The following is a 17,671-nucleotide window of genomic DNA, read 5'->3' on the forward strand; positions in this document are numbered from 1 at the left end:
GATTAAGCGGACATTATGCCGCAAGTGCCATTGCCACAAGGCTGCCAAGGTTAATCATCGGTTAATCGTCGCCACCCATTGTGCTGCTCACTTGCAAAAGATAAGGCTTTTCCATGCGCCATCTGTTCCTACTCGTCGCCCTGTTGTTCTCCGGCCTGACCCAGGCCGGCACTGATCCGTTTGCAACCAAGCCCGAGTTTCTGCCGGTCGACAAAGCGTTTGTCTTTACCTCGCAGCGCCTTGAGTCCGGCGAAACCCAATTGTTCTGGCAGATCGCCGACGGCTATTACCTGTATCAGAAGCGGCTGAAGTTCGACGGTTTACCGATCGGGCAGCAACCTGCATTACCGCAGGGCGAAGCGCACAGCGACGAGTTTTTCGGTGATCAGCAAGTCTATCGCCAGGGTCTGGAGTTGAAGATTCCTGCCGGTGCCACCGGCCAGGTCAAGGTCGGGTTCCAGGGCTGTGCCGACGCAGGTTTGTGTTATCCGCCACAAACCCAGGTCGTGGATCTGGGTAACAGCGACGCCGCCGTTGCAACTGACGAAGCGCCGGACCAGGCATTGGCCAGCGGCCTGCAAAAGCAGGCATTGGGTTGGAGCTTGCTGGTGTTTTTCGGCCTCGGACTGTTGCTGGCGTTTACCCCCTGCTCGCTGCCGATGTTGCCGATTCTGGCGGGTTTGATCGTCGGCAGCGGCGCCTCGACCAAGCGCGGTTTTGCCCTCGCAGGCAGTTATGTGGTGAGCATGGCATTGGTCTACGCAGCGATGGGCGTGCTGGCGGCGCTGTTGGGGGCGAATCTGCAGGCACTGTTGCAAAATCCTTGGCTACTGGGCAGCTTCGCGGCGATTTTCGTATTGTTGGCGTTACCGATGTTCGGCTTCTTCGAACTGCAATTGCCGGTGGCGGTTCGTGATCGGCTGGAAAATGTCTCGCGCAATCAGCGCGGCGGCAGCCTGGTCGGCGCCGGTGTGCTGGGGGCTTTGTCTGGCCTGTTGGTGGGGCCGTGCATGACCGCGCCGCTGGCCGGCGCCCTGCTCTACATCGCGCAAAGTGGCAACGCGTTGCACGGCGGGCTGATCCTGTTTGCCCTGGGCATTGGCATTGGCATGCCGCTGCTGTTGCTGGTGACGGTCGGCAATCGCTTCATGCCCAAGCCTGGCGCCTGGATGAACCTGGTCAAAGGCATTTTCGGTTTCCTGTTCCTCGCCACTGCGCTGCTGATGCTGCGTCCGGTGCTGGATGAGTCCCTGTGGCTCGGTTTGTGTGGCGCGTTGCTGGTGATTGCGGCCTACAGCGCCTGGAAGCAATCGGACGGCTTCGGTCGCGTGGCGCATCTGTTCGGTGCTACTTCGTTGTTGCTGGGCATGTGGGGAGGCTTGTTGATGATCGGCGCAGCAGGCGGCAGCGATGATTTGTTCAAACCATTGCAGGTTTTCCGCGCTTCGAACTCGGCCGTTGCGGCTGTCCCGGTCGGTCACGACGCCTTCACTACCGTCAAGGACCCGCAAGCCCTGCAACGGGAACTCGACGCGGCGCAAGCGCAGGGCCAATGGGTACTGCTCGATTACTACGCCGACTGGTGCGTGGCGTGCAAGGTCATGGAAAAACAAGTGTTCGGTAAAACCAGCGTGCTTGAAGCCTTGAGCGATGTGCGCTTGCTCCGGCTGGACGTCACCGCCGACAATGCCGCCAGCCGTGAATTACTCGGTCGCTACAAAGTACCGGGGCCGCCGAGCCTGTTGTGGATCGGTGCCGACGGCGTTGAGCGTCGCAGCCAACGCATCACCGGCGAGGTCGATGCCGACACGTTCCTGAAACGCTGGACCACCACCCGAGACGCTCGCTAATGCTGACTTTCACCCTCGGCACCTTTGCAATCGCGCTGAACCACCTGCTGCTGATCAGTGCCTTGGCACTGGCGACCTTTGTCGGTTGGCGAGTGGCCAAACGTGGGGGCGAGAACCCAGAGTCGGCGCTGTTCAGTCTGTTCCTGATCGGCATGCTCGCGGCGCGGGTCGGTTTCGTCGCCGTTTACTGGAACCACTATCGCAGTGATCCCTGGCAGATCATCGACCTGCGCGACGGCGGTTTCCTCGCTTGGCCGGGGGTGATCGCGCTGGTGCTTGCCACCCTGTACCGAGGCTGGCGTCGACCGGGTTTGCGCCGCCCTTTGGGCTTTGGTGTCGCCAGCGGCCTGGCGTTCTGGCTATTGGCGACCTTCTCCCTGGCGATCTACGAGCAAGGCACGCGCTTGCCGGAAATCGCCTTGCGTAATGCCGCCGGTGAAACGGTGCAACTGGCCGACTACAAGGGCGGCCCGCTGGTGATCAATCTGTGGGCCACCTGGTGTCCGCCATGCCGCCGGGAAATGCCGGTGCTGGAGAACGCTCAACAGCAACGCCCGGACCTGACGTTCCTGTTCGTCAATCAGGCCGAAAGCATGCAAAGCGTCGCAACGTTCCTGGAAACCCAAGGCCTCAGTCTGTCCAATGTATTGTTCGACGGCAGTGGTCGCCTGGGTCAGGCCGTCGGCTCAATGGCATTGCCAACTACGCTGTTCTACAGCCCCGACGGTCGCTTGCTGGGCAGCCATCTGGGTGAACTGTCGCAGGCCAGCCTGGCCCGCGCCCTGGAAAACTTCGATTCCGTACCTGCCACCTCTTCAAGGAAACTGCCATGCCCCGCCTCCGCCATCTGCTGACCCTGAGCCTCGGTGCCGTCCTGCTGCACTTGCCATGGGTGCAGGCCGAAGAGTTGCCCGAGGCGATCAAAAAGATCGAAGCCAAAGGCGCGAAGATCGTCGGCCAGTTCGATGCCCCTGATGGCTTGCGCGGGTACGCCGCGCAATACCAGAACCGAGGCATGGCGCTGTACCTGACGCCGGATGGCAAACACGTGCTGCTGGGCAATCTGTATGACGCCCAAGGCAATGACCTGAGCAGCGCACCGTTGCAGAAACTGGTGTACGCGCCAATGGCCAAGGAAGTCTGGGGCAAGATGGAAGCGAGCAACTGGATTGCCGATGGCAGCAAGGATGCGCCGCGTATCGTCTACATGTTCAGTGACCCGAACTGCCCTTACTGCAGCATGTTCTGGGAACAGGCGCGGCCATGGGTCAAGGCCGGCAAAGTGCAGCTGCGTCACATCATGGTCGGCATCATCCGCGAAGACAGCCCCGGTAAATCCGCCGCCCTGCTCGCCGCCAAGGACCCGCAAAAAGCGTTGCAAGACCACGAATCCGCCGGCAAGGCCAGTACGCTTAAAGCCCTCAAGGAAGTACCACCGGCAATTGCAGCGAAACTGGCGGCCAACATGCAGTTGATGGAAGACCTGGAGCTGCAAGCCACTCCGGCCATTTTCTACATGGACAGCAAGGGTGAACTGCAACAGCAGCAAGGTGCGCCGTCGCCGGACAAACTGGCGAAGATTCTCGGGCCTAAATAGTGTTCTGATTTTGATCGTTCCCACGCTCCGCGCGGGAATGCAGCTCGGGACGCTTCGCGCCCTTCCAGAGCCGGACGCAGAGCGTCCGAAGAGGCATTCCCACGCAGAGCGTGGGAACGATCTCAAACGCAGAGCGTGGGAACGATCTCAAACCAACTAATTTCTTTGAGCCAAAAACTCGAGCAACGCCTCAGTGACAAACTGCGGATTCTCCAGATTGGAAATATGCCCCGCCTCCGGCACCAGCACACAGGGACAACCGATCAGCTCGGCCATTTCCTGCGCTTCGCTTGGTGGACGCGGCTTGTCCTGATCGCCACACAATACAAGCGTACTCGCCGCGTCCAGTTCGCCCAGACGCGGCAACAGATCATCACGCGCGAACGTAATCCGGCCCATCGGTACGATGCTTTCACGCAGACGTTGCGCTGGCAATGCAGCGAGTTTGGCGCGGAACGCCTGATACAACGCCGACTGCGGATCGATGCCCGGACGGAAGAAAATCGGTACCACGATGTCCAGCAACTGCGGTGCAATCACGCCGCTTTGTTCGATCATGTCGAACAACGAAAAATAGTACTGGCGGGTCGGTTCCGGCTCGACACCGACATAGGTGTCCATCAACACCAGGCCATTGAGCCGCTGCGGTGCCGACAACGCCAGGCGTACGCCCCACATGCCGCCGACCGACAGGCCGATCAGGGTCACACGAGCGATATTCAAATAATCGAGCAATGCCAAGGCCTGGCGCGCCACATCGTCCAGCGATGCCGTGCCAGCAGGCAGCGCCCCCGATTCACCGTGACCCCACAGGTCCAGCGCGATGACTCGATACTGTTGTGACAGCGCCGCGATCTGCGGCGCCCACATGGTCTGGTCCCACAGATAACTGCCGGCCAGCAGGACTGCCGGGCCTGAGCCTTGATCAATGTAATGGAGGGGTTGGCCGTCTAGGGTTACGAAAGGCATCGTGTCTGCGCCAGTAAAAATGGAACAGCAAGACTGCGCGGCTGGCAGGTTGCAGTCAATCGCACCAATGTATGTATTCCTGCTGACGCCATCGCTGGCAAGCCAGTTCCCACAGGGTTCTGAGTCGAACATGGATTTTGTGCACGACATCAATCACTGTGGGAGCTGGCTTGCCAGCGATGGCGTCAGCCCAGGCACTAAAGAATCAAAGCCCCTCCAGCTGCGTCAGCAGATCATTCAGCCGATCCACCTTGTCCTCGGTGATCTCACTGGCCGCCAGCCCGTCGATGTAACCGGCCAGTTCTTCCACCGTGCTGCATTCGAACATCGCCCGCAACGGTACATCCCTTTGCAGGGTTTTCTGCACCCGCGAGGCGATCTGCGTGGCCAGCAGCGAATGCCCGCCCAACTCGAAGAAATTGTCGCGAACACCGACCTTCTCCACCTTCAATACCTCGGCCCAGATAGCGGCCAGGGTCTGCTCAAGCTCATTGCGCGGCGCCTGGTAATCCTGGCTTTGCAACTGACCGATTTCCAGCACCGGCAGCGCCTTGCGGTCCAGTTTGCCGTTGGCGTTGAGCGGCATTTTGTCCAGCCACAGCCAGTGCAGCGGCACCATGTATTCCGGCAGTTCGGCGCGCAGGCGCTGCTTGATGCGTTCCAGGCATTCGGCTGGATTGAGCGTTGAATCGGCAGGCACCAGATAGCCGACCAGATGCTTGCCATTCGCACCTTCCTGCACACCGACCGCCGCGTCGCGTACTTGCGGCTGTTCATGCAGGCGCGCTTCGATTTCACCCAACTCGATGCGGTAACCGCGAATTTTCACCTGGTGATCGATGCGCCCGACGTATTCCAGCACGCCGTCGCTGCGACGCCGAGCCAGGTCGCCGGTGCGATACAAACGCTCGCCCGGTGCGCCAAACGGGTTGGGCACGAACACCTGCGCGGTGCGCAGCGGATCGCTGACGTAACCGCGTCCGACGCCGGTGCCAGCGACGCACAACTCGCCCACCGCGCCCAGCGGTACCAGTTCCAGTGCGCCGTCGAGCAGGTACAAGCGGTTGTTGTCGGTCGGCGAGCCGATCGGCAAATAGCTGCCGCGGGTGGAGGCAGTGTCCACGCGGAAAAACGCCACGTCATCCGAGCACTCCGCCGGGCCGTAGGCATTCACCAGGCCGATGGCCGGGTAACGCTGCAACCATTGATGCGCCAGTTCAGGCGGCATCGCTTCCCCGGTCGGCAGCATCCAGCGCAAGCCATCGAGGCTCATCCGCTCCTGAGCGAGCATGCCCTGGATCAACGACGGCACGCTTTCCAGCACAGTGATGCCCTGGGCCTGCACGTGGGCCAGCAAGCCTTGCGGATCGTGGGCGATGCTGTTCGGCACGATGTCCACCCGAGCACCGAACAACGGCGCAGCGAGAAACTGCCAGACTGAAATGTCGAAGCTTTGCGAAGCCGTCTGCGCGATCACGTCGGACTCGCTCAGGTCCAGATACGGCACCTTGCTCAACTGGTTGTTGAGCATGCCGCGCTGTTCGACCATCACCCCCTTGGGCAAACCGGTGGAACCGGAGGTGTAGATCACGTAGGCCAGGTTGTCCGGGGCGCTGTAGATACCCGGATTGCCCAACGCAACATCGCTCGCCTGCACCTGTTCCCAGACCAGCAATCGAGGCCGATTGGCACAGCTGAATTCTTCCAGCAGCCCAAGCGCTTGCTCGCGACAGGCCTGCGTGCACACCAGCAATGGCGTACGGCTCAGATCGATGATGCGGCTCAGGCGCTGGCTCGGCAGCCCCGGGTCCAGCGGCAGATAACCCGCCCCGGCCTTGAAGCTACCGATGATCATGCCCAGCAGATCGAGGTTGCGCTCGGCCAGCAAGGCCACCGGTTGATCCAGCCCGACACCGGACGCTATCAGCGCATGACCGAGCCGGTTGGCGCGCTGATTCAACTCGGCGTAACTGTGCTGCTCATTCAGGCAACTGGCGGCGATCCGCTGCGGATGCGCGGCCACTTGCGCTTCGAACAAGGCGACATAGCTTTGCTCCAGCGGGTAATGGTGCTCGCTCTGGTTGCAGGCGTGGATCAGAAACGCCTGCTCCTCGGCTCCCAGCAACGGCAGATCGGCCATGTCACCGTGGAAGCCTTCGACCAACGCCAGCAACAATCGCTTGAACTCACCGAGCATGCGCTCGACGGTGTTTTCATCGAAGTAGCGCTGGTCATAGGACAGGTGCAAGCCCAGGTCGTCACCCGGATAGCACACCGCCGTGAGCGGGAAGTTGGTGTGGGTGCGACCCGAATCGGAAGTGGCGTTGAGGCTCTGCGCACTGTCCAGCACCGAGGTTTCCACCGGAGCGTTTTCGAACACGAACAGGCTGTCGAACAGCGGCTGGCCCTTGGGCAATTCGCTTTGTTCCTGGATATTCACCAACGGCAGGTATTCGTACTCGCGCAGTTGCATGTTGCTGTCGAGCAAGTCGCTGAGCCATTGGCGCACGCTGCAACGCCGATCGTCCTGAGGCATTTTTACCCGCAGCGCGATGCTGTTGATGAACAGGCCGACAGTGCGTTGCATCTCTGGCATCTGCACCGGTCGCCCGGCCACCGTGACACCGAACAACACGTCACGATCACCGCTCAAGCGCCGCAGCACCAAAGCCCACGCTGCCTGGGCAAACGTGTTGATGGTCAGTTGATGGGCCTGCGCCAGTTCACGCAATCGTGCACCGTCACGGGCGTCGAGTTTGGTGTAGCGGTCGCCGACGAGCATGCCGCCGCTGTCGCCGGCATGCTCGCGCAAAAACGGCCGGTCGCTCGGGATCGGCGTCGTGCGTTCAAAGCCTTGCAGGTTGGTTTTCCACCACTGCCGCGCTTCGGCCAGGCTCTGGCGTTGCAGCCAGCCGATGTAATCGCGGTAACGCGGCGGCACCGCCAGTTGCGCATCCCGGCCCTCGCCGAAGGCACTGTAGATTTCGAAGAAATCGTTCATCAACAGCGAGCGGCACCAGGCATCGATGAGGATGTGATGGTTGCTCATCATGAACCAGTAGCGCGCCGCCCCTACACGAATCAGGCGCAAGTGGAACGGTGCCTGGTTGAGCAGATCGAAGCCGGCCTCACGCTCGGTCTTGAGCAATGTCTGCAGCTTCGGTTCCTGCTCGGCCTCAAGGATAGCGCTCCAGTCGAGGTACTCGATCGGCGTAGTGCCCGGTTTGTGGATGACCTGCAGCATGTCTTCGCCGACGTTCCAGCAGAACGACGCGCGCAAGGCTTCGTGACGAGCGATGACCGCTTGCCAGGCCTGGGTGAAACGCTGCGGATCAAGTTCGCTGTTGATGCGATAGCGATCCTGCATGTAGTACAGGCCGGTACCCGGTTCCAGCAAGGTGTGCAGCAGCATGCCTTCCTGCATCGGGGTCAGTGGGTAGACATCCTCGATCACCGCCGCCGGAACCGGTAGCGCATCCAGTTGCGTCTGGTTGAGCCGGGCCAGCGGGAAGTCCGACGGCGTCAGGCCGCCGACGTCATCACGCAGGCAATGCTCGATCAGGCTTTGCAATTCGCCAAGGTAGGCATCCGCCAGATCGCCAATGGTCTGCGGATCGTGGCGGTCGGCGCTGAAGGTCCAGCGCAATACCAGTTCCCCACCGTAGACCTGACCGTCGACGCTCAACTCGCTGGGCAACGGTGCATTGGCATCGTGGGCCGCGCCGATGGTTTCATCCAGTGGATGGAACAGCGCATCGGCAGCAAAGCTCTGGTCGAACTGCCCCAGGTAGTTGAAGGTGACCGGCGCCACTGGCAACGCGGCCATGCTGCGGCGACTCTGGTCGTCGGCGAGATATCGCAGCACGCCATAACCCAGGCCTTTGTGCGGCACGGCGCGCAGTTGCTCCTTGATCGCCTTGATCGAAGCGCCCTGCCCTGCAGCCTCTTCAATGTTCGACGGGGTCAGGCGCAGCGGATAAGCACTGGTGAACCAGCCGACAGTGCGAGTCAGGTCAATCTCGTCGAACAGCGTTTCGCGGCCATGGCCTTCCAGCTGAATCAACGCCGAGGCGTGACCGCTCCAACGGCACAGCACACGGGCCAATGCGGTCAGCAGCAGGTCGTTGACCTGGGTGCGATAAGCGCTTGGCGCCTGTTGCAGCAGTTGCCGGGTGCGTTCGCTGTCGAGGCGCACGCTGACGGTTTGCGCGTGACGATTTTGCCGACCACCCTCGGGACGATCACACGGCAAATCGGCGCTCGGCCCCGCCAGTTGCGCCTGCCACCAGCCCAGCTCTTCGCGCAGGGATTCGCTGCCGGCATAGGCCTGCAAGCGTGCGGCCCAGTCCTTGAACGCACTGGTTTTGGCCGGCAGTTTCAGCGACTGCCGGGCATCGAGCTGGCGATACACGGTTTGCAGATCGTCGAGCAGCACACGCCAGGAAACACCATCGACCACCAAGTGGTGAATCGCGATGAACAGCCGTTGCTGGCCCTCGGGACCATCGACCAGCAGCACGCGCATCAGCGGTCCTTCTTCGAGGTCGAGGCTGCGCTGGGCGTCGGCGAACAGCGCGGCGCATTTGTCCATGGAGGCAACGCGCACCTGCCACAGCACCGGCGTATCGGCCATCGTCTGATGTTCAGCATGCCACTGGCCAGCCACCTTGCTGAAGCGCAGGCGCAGGGCATCGTGTTGCTCGATCACTGCCAGCAACGCCTGCTCCAGGCGATGGGGTTCCAGCGGTGCGGTCGGTTGCAGCAGCAACGCCTGGTTCCAGTGTTGGCGCTGTGGAATATCGGTGTCGAAGAACCAGTGCTGGATCGGCGTCAGGCGCGACTCGCCGCTGAGCAAGCCTTGTTCGGCGGTGACCTGCTCGGTGCGGGTCGCCACGGCGGCGAGGGTCTGCACAGTCTGATGCTGGAACAGATCACGCGGGCTGAAATGAATGCCCTGCTGCCGCGCGCGGCTGACCACCTGGATCGACAGGATCGAGTCGCCGCCCAGTTCGAAGAAGTTGTCGTTGAGCCCAACCTGTTCGACGTTCAGCACTTCGCACCAGATCTGCGCCAGCGTGCCTTCCAGTTCGTTGCCCGGCGCCACGTACTGCTGACGGTTCAGCTCCGGGTCCGGTGCCGGCAATGCGCGGCGGTCAAGTTTGCCGTTGGCGGTCAGCGGCATGCTGGCCAGCAGAATCAGGTGCGTGGGTACCATGTAATCCGGTAGTTGCGACTTGAGATGCGCCTTGAGCGCTTCGCGCAGTTCGGCCTGTTGCGCTTCGCCAAGCTCTGCGACTTCGCTCACCAGATAACCAACCAGTTGCTTGCCACTCGGTGCATCCAGCGCCAACACCACGGCTTCACGGACCGACGGATGTTCCAGCAGGCGGGTTTCGATTTCACCCAGTTCGATGCGGAAACCACGGATTTTTACCTGATGGTCAATCCGTCCCAGGTACTCCACCAAACCATCCGCGCGCTGGCGCACCAGATCGCCGGTGCGATAAATGCGCCCGCCGTTGTCGGCGAACGGGTCAGCCACAAAGCGTTCAGCGGTCATGCCCGGGCGCTGGTGATAACCCTGGGCCAGGCCCGCGCCACCAACGTACAACTCACCAGTCGCGCCTTGCGGCACCAATGCCAGATCGGCGTCGAGGATGTACGCCACGCGATCACCGATGACGCTGCCGATCGGCACGCTGCCCAGACCTTCTTCCAACACTTGCGGGGCCAGACTGGCCAGCGGCATGACCACGGTTTCCGTCGGGCCGTAGGCATTGAAGAACGCGCTCGGTTTGAACGCTGCGCGAATGCGCGCCAGGTGCTCACCGGTCAGGGCTTCACCGCCAGTGATGATCATGCGCACCGGCAGCGTCTCGTTGCGGGTCGCCAGCCACTGCGCCAACTGGCTGCCGTAGCTCGGGGTGAAACCGAGGACATTGATGCGATGGGTGCGGATCAGCGCGCAGATTTCTTCGGCATCCCATTGGCCCTGCGCCCGCAGAACCACTTGCGCGCCACTCAACAACGGCACCAGCAAACGCTCGGTCGCAGCGTCGAAGTTGATCGAATAGAAATGCAGTTCACAATCGTCGGGGCGCATGGCAAAGCGCTCGATCACTGCACGGCAGTGCATGGCGATTTCACCGTGGGGCACCACCACGCCTTTCGGTTTGCCGGTGGAGCCCGAAGTGTAGATCAGGTACGCCTGATGTTGCGCCAGGCTGATAAACGGCAACTCGGTAACGGGATAATCAGCCAGGCTTGCCGCATCTTCTTCCACGCACCAGCGGCCGACCGTCGACGGCAATTCGCCCAAGGCTTTGAACATTGCCGCATCGCTCAAGAGCAGGCCGACGCCGCTGTCTTCGATCATGTAATGCAATCGATCGAGCGGGTATTCCGGGTCCAGCGGCACATAGGCGCCACCGGCCTTGAGGATCGCCAGCAGGCCGACGACCATCTCCAGCGAACGCGCCAATGCCAGGCCCACGCGCACCTGCGGCCCGACGCCGCGCTCGCGCAGCATCCACGCCAGGCGATTGGATCGGCTGTCGAGTTCGGCATAGCTCAAGGTTTGCCCGGCGAACGTCAGTGCCGGGGCATTGGGGCGGGCACACGCCTGCGCGCTGAACAGCTGATGGATGCACTGGTCCAGACGATGTTCGCCCGGTTCGACGCCAAGGCTATCGAGCAGCCTGGTTTGTTCCGCGGCCTCCAGCAGCGGCAGTTCACTGAGTCGCTGTTGCGGATCGGCAATCAACGCTTCGAGCAGGTTGCGCCAATGCCCGGCCATGCGCGCAATCCGCGGCTCGTCGAACAGATCGGTGCTGTAGGTCAGGCAGCAACCCAGGCGATGGTCGAGGTCAGTGACTTCCAGGTTGAGGTCGAACTTGGTCGCGCGGGCATCGTTGGCCAGGTACTCGACGGTCATGCCGGCCAGGCGACGACTCTGCTGGAATTCCCAGCGCTGCACGTTGCACATCACTTGGAACAGGGGGTTATAGGCGGCGCTTCGCGGCGGTTGCAAGGCTTCCACCAGATGATCGAACGGCAAGTCCTGATGGGACTGGCCTTCGATGACCGTGTGGCGAACCTGCTCGAACAACTCGCCCACGGACATCTGCCCGTCGAGCTGGCAACGCAGTACCTGGGTGTTGAGGAACGCGCCAATCAGCCCTTCGCTTTCCGGACGAATCCGGTTGGCCACCGGAGCGCCGATGCGCAAATCGGTCTGGCCGCTGTAGCGGTACAACAGCGTGGCCAGGGCGGCAGTCATGGTCATGAACAGGGTCAGACCGTTTTGCGCATTGAAGGCGCGGACCCGGGCCGCGAGGTCGTCGCTCAGGTCGAAACGGTACAACTCACCTTGATGGCTTTGCACCGGTGGACGCGGACGGTCGGCGGGCAATTCCAGCAGCGGATGTTCACGACCCAGTTGCGTTGTCCAGTAGTCGAGCTGGCGCTGACGCTCACCGGACTCCAGCCACTGCCGCTGCCACACGCTGTAATCGAGGTACTGCACCGGCAGCGGCGCCAGCGGGGATTCGCGGTCATCGACGAACGCTTCGTAAAGCGCGCTCAATTCGCGGGCAAAAATGTCCATCGCCCAACCTTCGGTGACGATGTGGTGCAAGGTCAGTACGAAGTAGTGCTCCTGCTCGGCAGTCTTGACCAGGCAGGCGCGCAGCAGCGGTCCGCTTTCCAGATCGAACGGCTTGTGCGCTTGCGCCTCGGCCAGCTGCTGGACTTGCCACTCGCGCGCCTCGGCCTCCAGCGCAGTGAAATCCTTGCAGTCCATGCGCACGCCCGTCTCGACATGCACCTGCTGATGCGGCACGCCATCGACGCTCGGGAATGTCGTGCGCAAGGTTTCGTGGCGCAGGATCAGCGCTTGCAAGGCCGCTTCGAAGCGCCCGACATCCAGCACCCCGCGCAGTCTTGCCATGCCGCCGACGTTGTAGGCCGGACTGTCCGGCTCCATCTGCCAGAGGAACCACATGCGCTGCTGGGAATAGGACAGCGGCACCGGTTGGCTGCGGTCGACTGTCTCGATGGGTGGCTGTTTGTTGGTGCTGCCACTGGCCTGGATCAGGCGCACCTGCTCGGCAAATGCGCCCAGTTCGCTGTTCTCGAACAGCGCACGCAACGGCAACTCGATGTCGCAGGCCTGACGGGTGCGGGCAATGATTTGCGTGGCCAGCAGCGAGTGGCCGCCGAGGGCGAAGAAGTCGTCGCGCAGGCCGACTTGCGCCAGACCCAGCACTTCGCGCCAGATGCCGGCGAGCTGTTGCTGCAGTTCAGTCACGGGTTCGACGTGTTCGCGAACCTGCCACTGCGGTTCCGGCAGAGCGCGTCGGTCGAGTTTGCCGCTCGGGCCGAGGGGCATTTCAGTCAGGCGCATCAGTTGCGCTGGAACCATGTATTCGGGCAGTTCAGCCGCCAAGGCATTTTTCAGGCGGGCGGTTTGCGCATCGATGGCTTCGGTGGGATCCGTCGTGGTGTAGTAAGCGATCAGTTGTCCGCCGGCCGAAGTTTCGCGCACCAACACGACAGTTTGAGCCACGCCATCCTGGGCAAGCAGTCGCGCTTCGATTTCTTGCGGTTCGACGCGGAAGCCGCGCAACTTGAGCTGCTGATCGAGGCGACCGAGGTATTCGATCACGCCGTCGCCAGTCCAGCGTGCACGATCACCGGTGCGATACAGACGGGTGCCCTGCTCGCCCAATGGATCGACGACAAAGCGCTCAGCAGTCAACCCAGGACGGCCCAGATAGCCTCGCGCCAAACCAATGCCACTGATGCACAACTCACCCGGCACGCCGGCCGGAACAGGGTTGAGTTGGCTGTCGAGTACGCGGCAAATCACGTTGGCCAATGGCCGGCCAATCGGCGAGCGTTCGCCATCGGCGCTGGAGCACTGCCAATGGGTGACGTTGATCGCGGTTTCGGTCGGACCGTAGCGGTTGTGCAATTGTACGGCTGGCAGTTGCGCCAGCACGCGGTTGCGCAGCTCCGCTGGCAAGGCTTCGCCGCCGGAGAATACGCGTCGCAGGCGGGTACATTGCGCGCTGAGCGGTTCATCGATGAACAGTGAAAGCAGCGGCGGCACGAAGTGCAGCGTGGTCACGCCGTACGTCTGCACAAGCTGCGCGATACGGTGCGGGTCGCGGTGTTCGCCAGGGCTGGCGATCAGCAGCCGGGCGCCGCTGATCAGCGGCCAGAAGCACTCCCACACCGACACGTCGAAACTGATCGGCGCCTTTTGCATCAGCACGTCGCTGTCGTTCAGGCGATAGGTGTTCTGCATCCATTGCAGGCGTTCGGCGAGCGCCGCGTGGGTGTTGCCGACACCTTTGGGCTGGCCAGTGGAGCCGGAGGTGTAAATCACGTACGCGAGGTTGTCGCCGTGCAGGTGCAAACCCGGCGCGTGGCTCGGCCAGCGCTCCAGATGCAGGGCATCCATGGCGATCACGCTGACGCCGTCAGGCGCCGGCAAGTGCTCCAACAATTGAGTCTGCGTCAGCAGCAATTGCACGCCGCTGTCGCCGAGCATGTAGGCCAGGCGTTCGGCGGGGTAATCCGGGTCCAGCGGCACATAGGCGCCGCCAGCCTTGATGATCGCCAGCAGGCCGATCAGCAGTTGCGGCGAACGCTCGCAGGCGATGGCCACGCAGACATCCGGCCCCACGCCTTTGTCACGCAGGTAATGGGCCAGGCGATTGGCCTGGGTGTGCAGTTCAGCGAAGTCCATTTGGCCGCCTTCCCACAGCAGCGCGGTGCGTTCCGGCGTCTGGCGTGCCTGTTCGTTGAGCAGTTCCGGCAGCCATTGGCTGGCGGGCGTGCACGGTGCAACGGACCAGTCGGCCTGCTGCTCGTGCTCAGTAACGGTCAGCAGTTGCAGGTCGCCGATGGCGGTTTGCGGTTGAGCACAGATGGCGCGCAACAGGTGATTGAAATGCTCGGACAGCCGTTCGATGGTCGTCGCATCGAACAGCTCGCTGGCGTAATCGAACGAGAGGCTCAAGCGGCCGTTACGATCTTCCTCACTGTGCAATTGCAGATCGAACTTGGCTTGGCGGCTATGCCACGGCAACTCTTCAGCGAGCAACCCCGGGAGGCGCTTCAAGGCGCTGAGGTCGCGCTGCTGGTGGTTGAACATGACCTGGAACAAGCCTTGTTCACGGGCCTGCGGGAAGGCTTCGAGCAGTTGTTCGAACGGCAAGTCCTGATGCGCTTGCGCACCCATTGCCGCGTGCCGGGTTTGCGCCAGCAGTTCGGTGAAGGGCATCCGCGAATCCAGTTCGGCGCGCAGTACCTGGGTGTTGATGAAGAAACCGATCAGGCCCTGGGTTTCCAGGCGCGGGCGGTTGGCGTTCGGTACGCCGATGCGGATATCACGCTGGCCGCTGTAGCGATGCAACAGGCTTTGCAGCGCGGCCAGCAACAGCATGAAGGTGGTCGATTCATGGGCCTGCGCGGTCTGGCGAATCGCGTCGCTCAGGGCGACGTCCAAACGCACGGTGTGGCGGGTGGCGCTGTGCAGTTGTTGGGCCGAGCGCGGATGGTCGGTGGCCAGGTTCAGGGTAGGATGTTCATCGCCCAACTGCTCTTTCCAGTAGGCCAATTGACGCTCGCCCTCGCCTTGCGCCAGCCATTGCCGCTGCCAGTTGCCGAAGTCGGCGTATTGGGCTGGCAACGGCGCGAGCGTTGCTTGCTGCCCCTGACAGGCCGCCGGGTACAACCGTGCGAACTCGTCGATCAACACGTTCAGCGACCAACCGTCGGCGATGATGTGATGCATCGTCAGCAACAGCTGATGATCTTCGTCGTCAAGGCGCACCAGCGTCACCCAGAACAATGGGCCTTTCTCCAGATCGAACTGAGTCCGCGCTTCGTCTTCGCGGATCTGCTGCGCACGGGCTTCACGCTCGGCCAGCGGCAGATCGCTGATGTCGATCAGTTGCAGATTGAACTCACCGGCCGCAACGACTTGTTGCAGTGCCACGCCGTCGCGCTCGAAGAAGCGTGTACGCAGGGATTCATGGCGTTCGATCAACTGCTGGAAACTGGCGCACAAGGCGTCTTGATTCAACTCGCCACGCAGGCGCAGGGCGCCGGGAATGTTGTAGGCGCAGCTCACGGGGTCGAGTTGCCAGGTGATCCACAGACGGTTTTGCGCCAGGGATTGCGGCATCGGTTGATGGCGCGACAGCACAGTGATTGTGCTTTGGGCAAGGCCACCGTCCTGTTGCTGGCGAGCCAGCGCAGCGGCGAATGCGCCGAGGGTCGGTGCTTCGAACAGCTGGCGCAGGTTCAACTCCAGCCCCAGTTCCTCGCGCAGACGCGCCACCACCTGAGTGGCCGCAATGGAGTTGCCACCGAGCAGGAAGAAGTGATCGTCGGCGCTCACTGGCTCGACCTGTAATTGTTCGCACCAGATCCGGCCTATCAGGCTTTGCAGCTCAGAGCCCGATTGAGGATTGCCTGCGCTTTCGGTCGTGGCTGACGGGAACACGGCATAGCTGCCGAGGCTGCCATCCGCCAGGCGATTGCGGCACGCCGAGCGCTGCAATTTGCCGCTGGAAGTCTTGGGCAGTGCGCCCGGATTGAGCAGCACCACCACGCTGGGTGCTTGCTGACAGGCCTCGGCAACAGCCTGGCGAATCGCTTTGATCAGCGCTTCGGGCGGGAGGATTTTTTGCACGCTGCGACTGATTTCCGCGGCGATGCCGATGCCTTCCTGTCCGTCCACACTGACGGCGAACGCAGCAACGCGCCCTTTGCGTACGACCTCCACTTCACGCTCGACGGTCTGTTCGATGTCCTGCGGATAAAGATTGTGACCGCGCACGATCAGCATGTCTTTCAGGCGGCCGGTGATGAACAGCTCACCGCCGCGCATGAAACCCAGGTCACCGCTGCGCAGCCAGGTACGACCGGCATGCTGGACGAACGTCTTGGCCGAGGCTTCGGGGTTGCGCCAGTATCCGTGGGCGATGCTCGGGCCGGCAACCCAGACTTCGCCGACGGCATTGTCGGCCAGTTCAGTGTGCGACGCTGGATCGACAATCAACACCGCGTGATCCGGCTGAGCGATGCCGCAGCTCATGATCGCACTGCCCTCGCCCGGCTCGGCGCGGTTCTGCGTCAGGGCCTGATCGTCCACGCGCAGGTTGCCGATGCCATGGCCGCGCGGCGTACCGGCGACGAACAGCGTGGCTTCAGCCAGACCATAAGAAGCCATGAAGTTGTCTGCCGTGAAACCGCAGCCGGCAAACTTTTCGGCAAAGTGCTCCAGAGTGTCGAGGCGGATCGGTTCGGAACCGGAATACGCCACGCGCCAACGGCTCAGGTCGAGGCGCTCCAGCGCCGAATCACTGACTCGCTCGCTGCACAGGCGATAGGCAAAGTCCGGCCCGCCGCTGATGGTGCCACCATATTCACTGATCGCTTCGAGCCAGCGTAGCGGCCGGCCGAGGAAGTACGCCGGCGACATCAGCACGCATTCTACGCCGCTGAAAATCGGTTGCAGCAGGCCGCCGATCAGCCCCATGTCGTGGTACAGCGGCAGCCAGCTGACGATCACGTCATCGGGGTTGAGGTCGATCCCGAAACCGTGGCGGATCAGCAACTCATTGGCCACCAGATTGCCGTGGCTGACTTGCACGCCTTTGGGCAGCGCGGTGGAGCCGGAGGTGTATTGCAGGAATGCGATGTGAGCGTCTTGCAGACCCGGTGCCTGCCAACGCTCGGCCATGGCGCTGTCAAGGGTATCGACACACAGCAACGGCGGCGCGCCTTCGATTTGCAGCAACGCATCACACAGGTCGGCGCTGGTCAGCAACAGGCGCGGCTCGGCGTCGCTGATGATCGACAGCAAACGCTCCTGATGATGACGCTTGGCAGACTCTGGCGGATAAGCCGGCACTGCAATCACGCCGGCATACAGGCAACCGAAAAACGCCGCGACGTAATCCGGGCCACTGGGAAACAGCAACACCGCACGGTCGCCAAAATCCGCCTCGGCCTGTAAAGCACCGGCAATGATTCGCGCCCGTTGATCCAGCTCGCGATAACTGAGCACCACAGCCTGATCCCGGGTTTCGGCGAGAAAACGCAAGGCCACACGGTCCGGCGTCAGGGCCGCGCGGCGCTGAAGGGCGTGGGCCAGTGTGCTGGGGAGTTCGAACGCGTCGGTCATGAGCTTTCCTGCCTGAATTCGGCTTGCAAATGGAATCGGTTTTTCTGTCGT

Annotated in this window: 5 protein-coding genes; 3 read left to right on the forward strand and 2 right to left on the reverse strand. The window is 62.2% G+C overall.

What is annotated here, in order from left to right:
- Window positions 1-113 precede the first annotated feature (113 nt).
- Genes dsbD through dsbG form a run of 3 tightly spaced genes read left to right on the forward strand, consistent with a single transcriptional unit; the run spans window position 114 to window position 3,447 of the window.
- Window positions 114-1,850: a protein-disulfide reductase DsbD gene (gene dsbD, locus ASD60_RS23815; protein WP_056856339.1), complete on the forward strand. Its 1,737-nt coding sequence runs from the start codon at window positions 114-116 to the stop codon at window positions 1,848-1,850.
- Window positions 1,850-2,704, forward strand: coding sequence for a TlpA disulfide reductase family protein (locus ASD60_RS23820; protein WP_056856340.1), 855 nt, complete (start codon window positions 1,850-1,852; stop codon window positions 2,702-2,704). Before dsbD ends, ASD60_RS23820 begins: the two co-directional genes overlap by 1 nt.
- Window positions 2,680-3,447, forward strand: coding sequence for a thiol:disulfide interchange protein DsbG (dsbG, locus tag ASD60_RS23825; protein ID WP_056856341.1), 768 nt, complete (start codon window positions 2,680-2,682; stop codon window positions 3,445-3,447). Before ASD60_RS23820 ends, dsbG begins: the two co-directional genes overlap by 25 nt.
- A gap of 156 nt (window positions 3,448-3,603) precedes the next feature.
- On the opposite strand, the gene ASD60_RS23830 is transcribed toward dsbG, so the two are convergent.
- Window positions 3,604-4,416, reverse strand: a complete 813-nt coding sequence (locus ASD60_RS23830) for an alpha/beta fold hydrolase (protein ID WP_056856342.1) — start codon at window positions 4,414-4,416, stop codon at window positions 3,604-3,606.
- Window positions 4,417-4,621: 205 nt separating this feature from the next.
- Window positions 4,622-17,620, reverse strand: coding sequence for a non-ribosomal peptide synthetase (locus ASD60_RS23835; protein WP_056856343.1), 12,999 nt, complete (start codon window positions 17,618-17,620; stop codon window positions 4,622-4,624).
- Window positions 17,621-17,671: the final 51 nt, after the last annotated feature.

Source organism: Pseudomonas sp. Root562, assembly GCF_001427125.1.
Lineage (GTDB): Bacteria > Pseudomonadota > Gammaproteobacteria > Pseudomonadales > Pseudomonadaceae > Aquipseudomonas.

What these genes read in the sequence shown, in the direction of transcription:
- ASD60_RS23830 (WP_056856342.1), bottom strand. Translation starts at nt 4,416, where the DNA reads ATGCCTTTCGTAACCCTAGACGGCCAACCCCTCCATTACATTGATCAA.
- dsbG (WP_056856341.1), top strand. Translation starts at nt 2,680, where the DNA reads ATGCCCCGCCTCCGCCATCTGCTGACCCTGAGCCTCGGTGCCGTCCTG.
- ASD60_RS23820 (WP_056856340.1), top strand. Translation starts at nt 1,850, where the DNA reads ATGCTGACTTTCACCCTCGGCACCTTTGCAATCGCGCTGAACCACCTG.
- ASD60_RS23835 (WP_056856343.1), bottom strand. Translation starts at nt 17,620, where the DNA reads ATGACCGACGCGTTCGAACTCCCCAGCACACTGGCCCACGCCCTTCAG.
- dsbD (WP_056856339.1), top strand. Translation starts at nt 114, where the DNA reads ATGCGCCATCTGTTCCTACTCGTCGCCCTGTTGTTCTCCGGCCTGACC.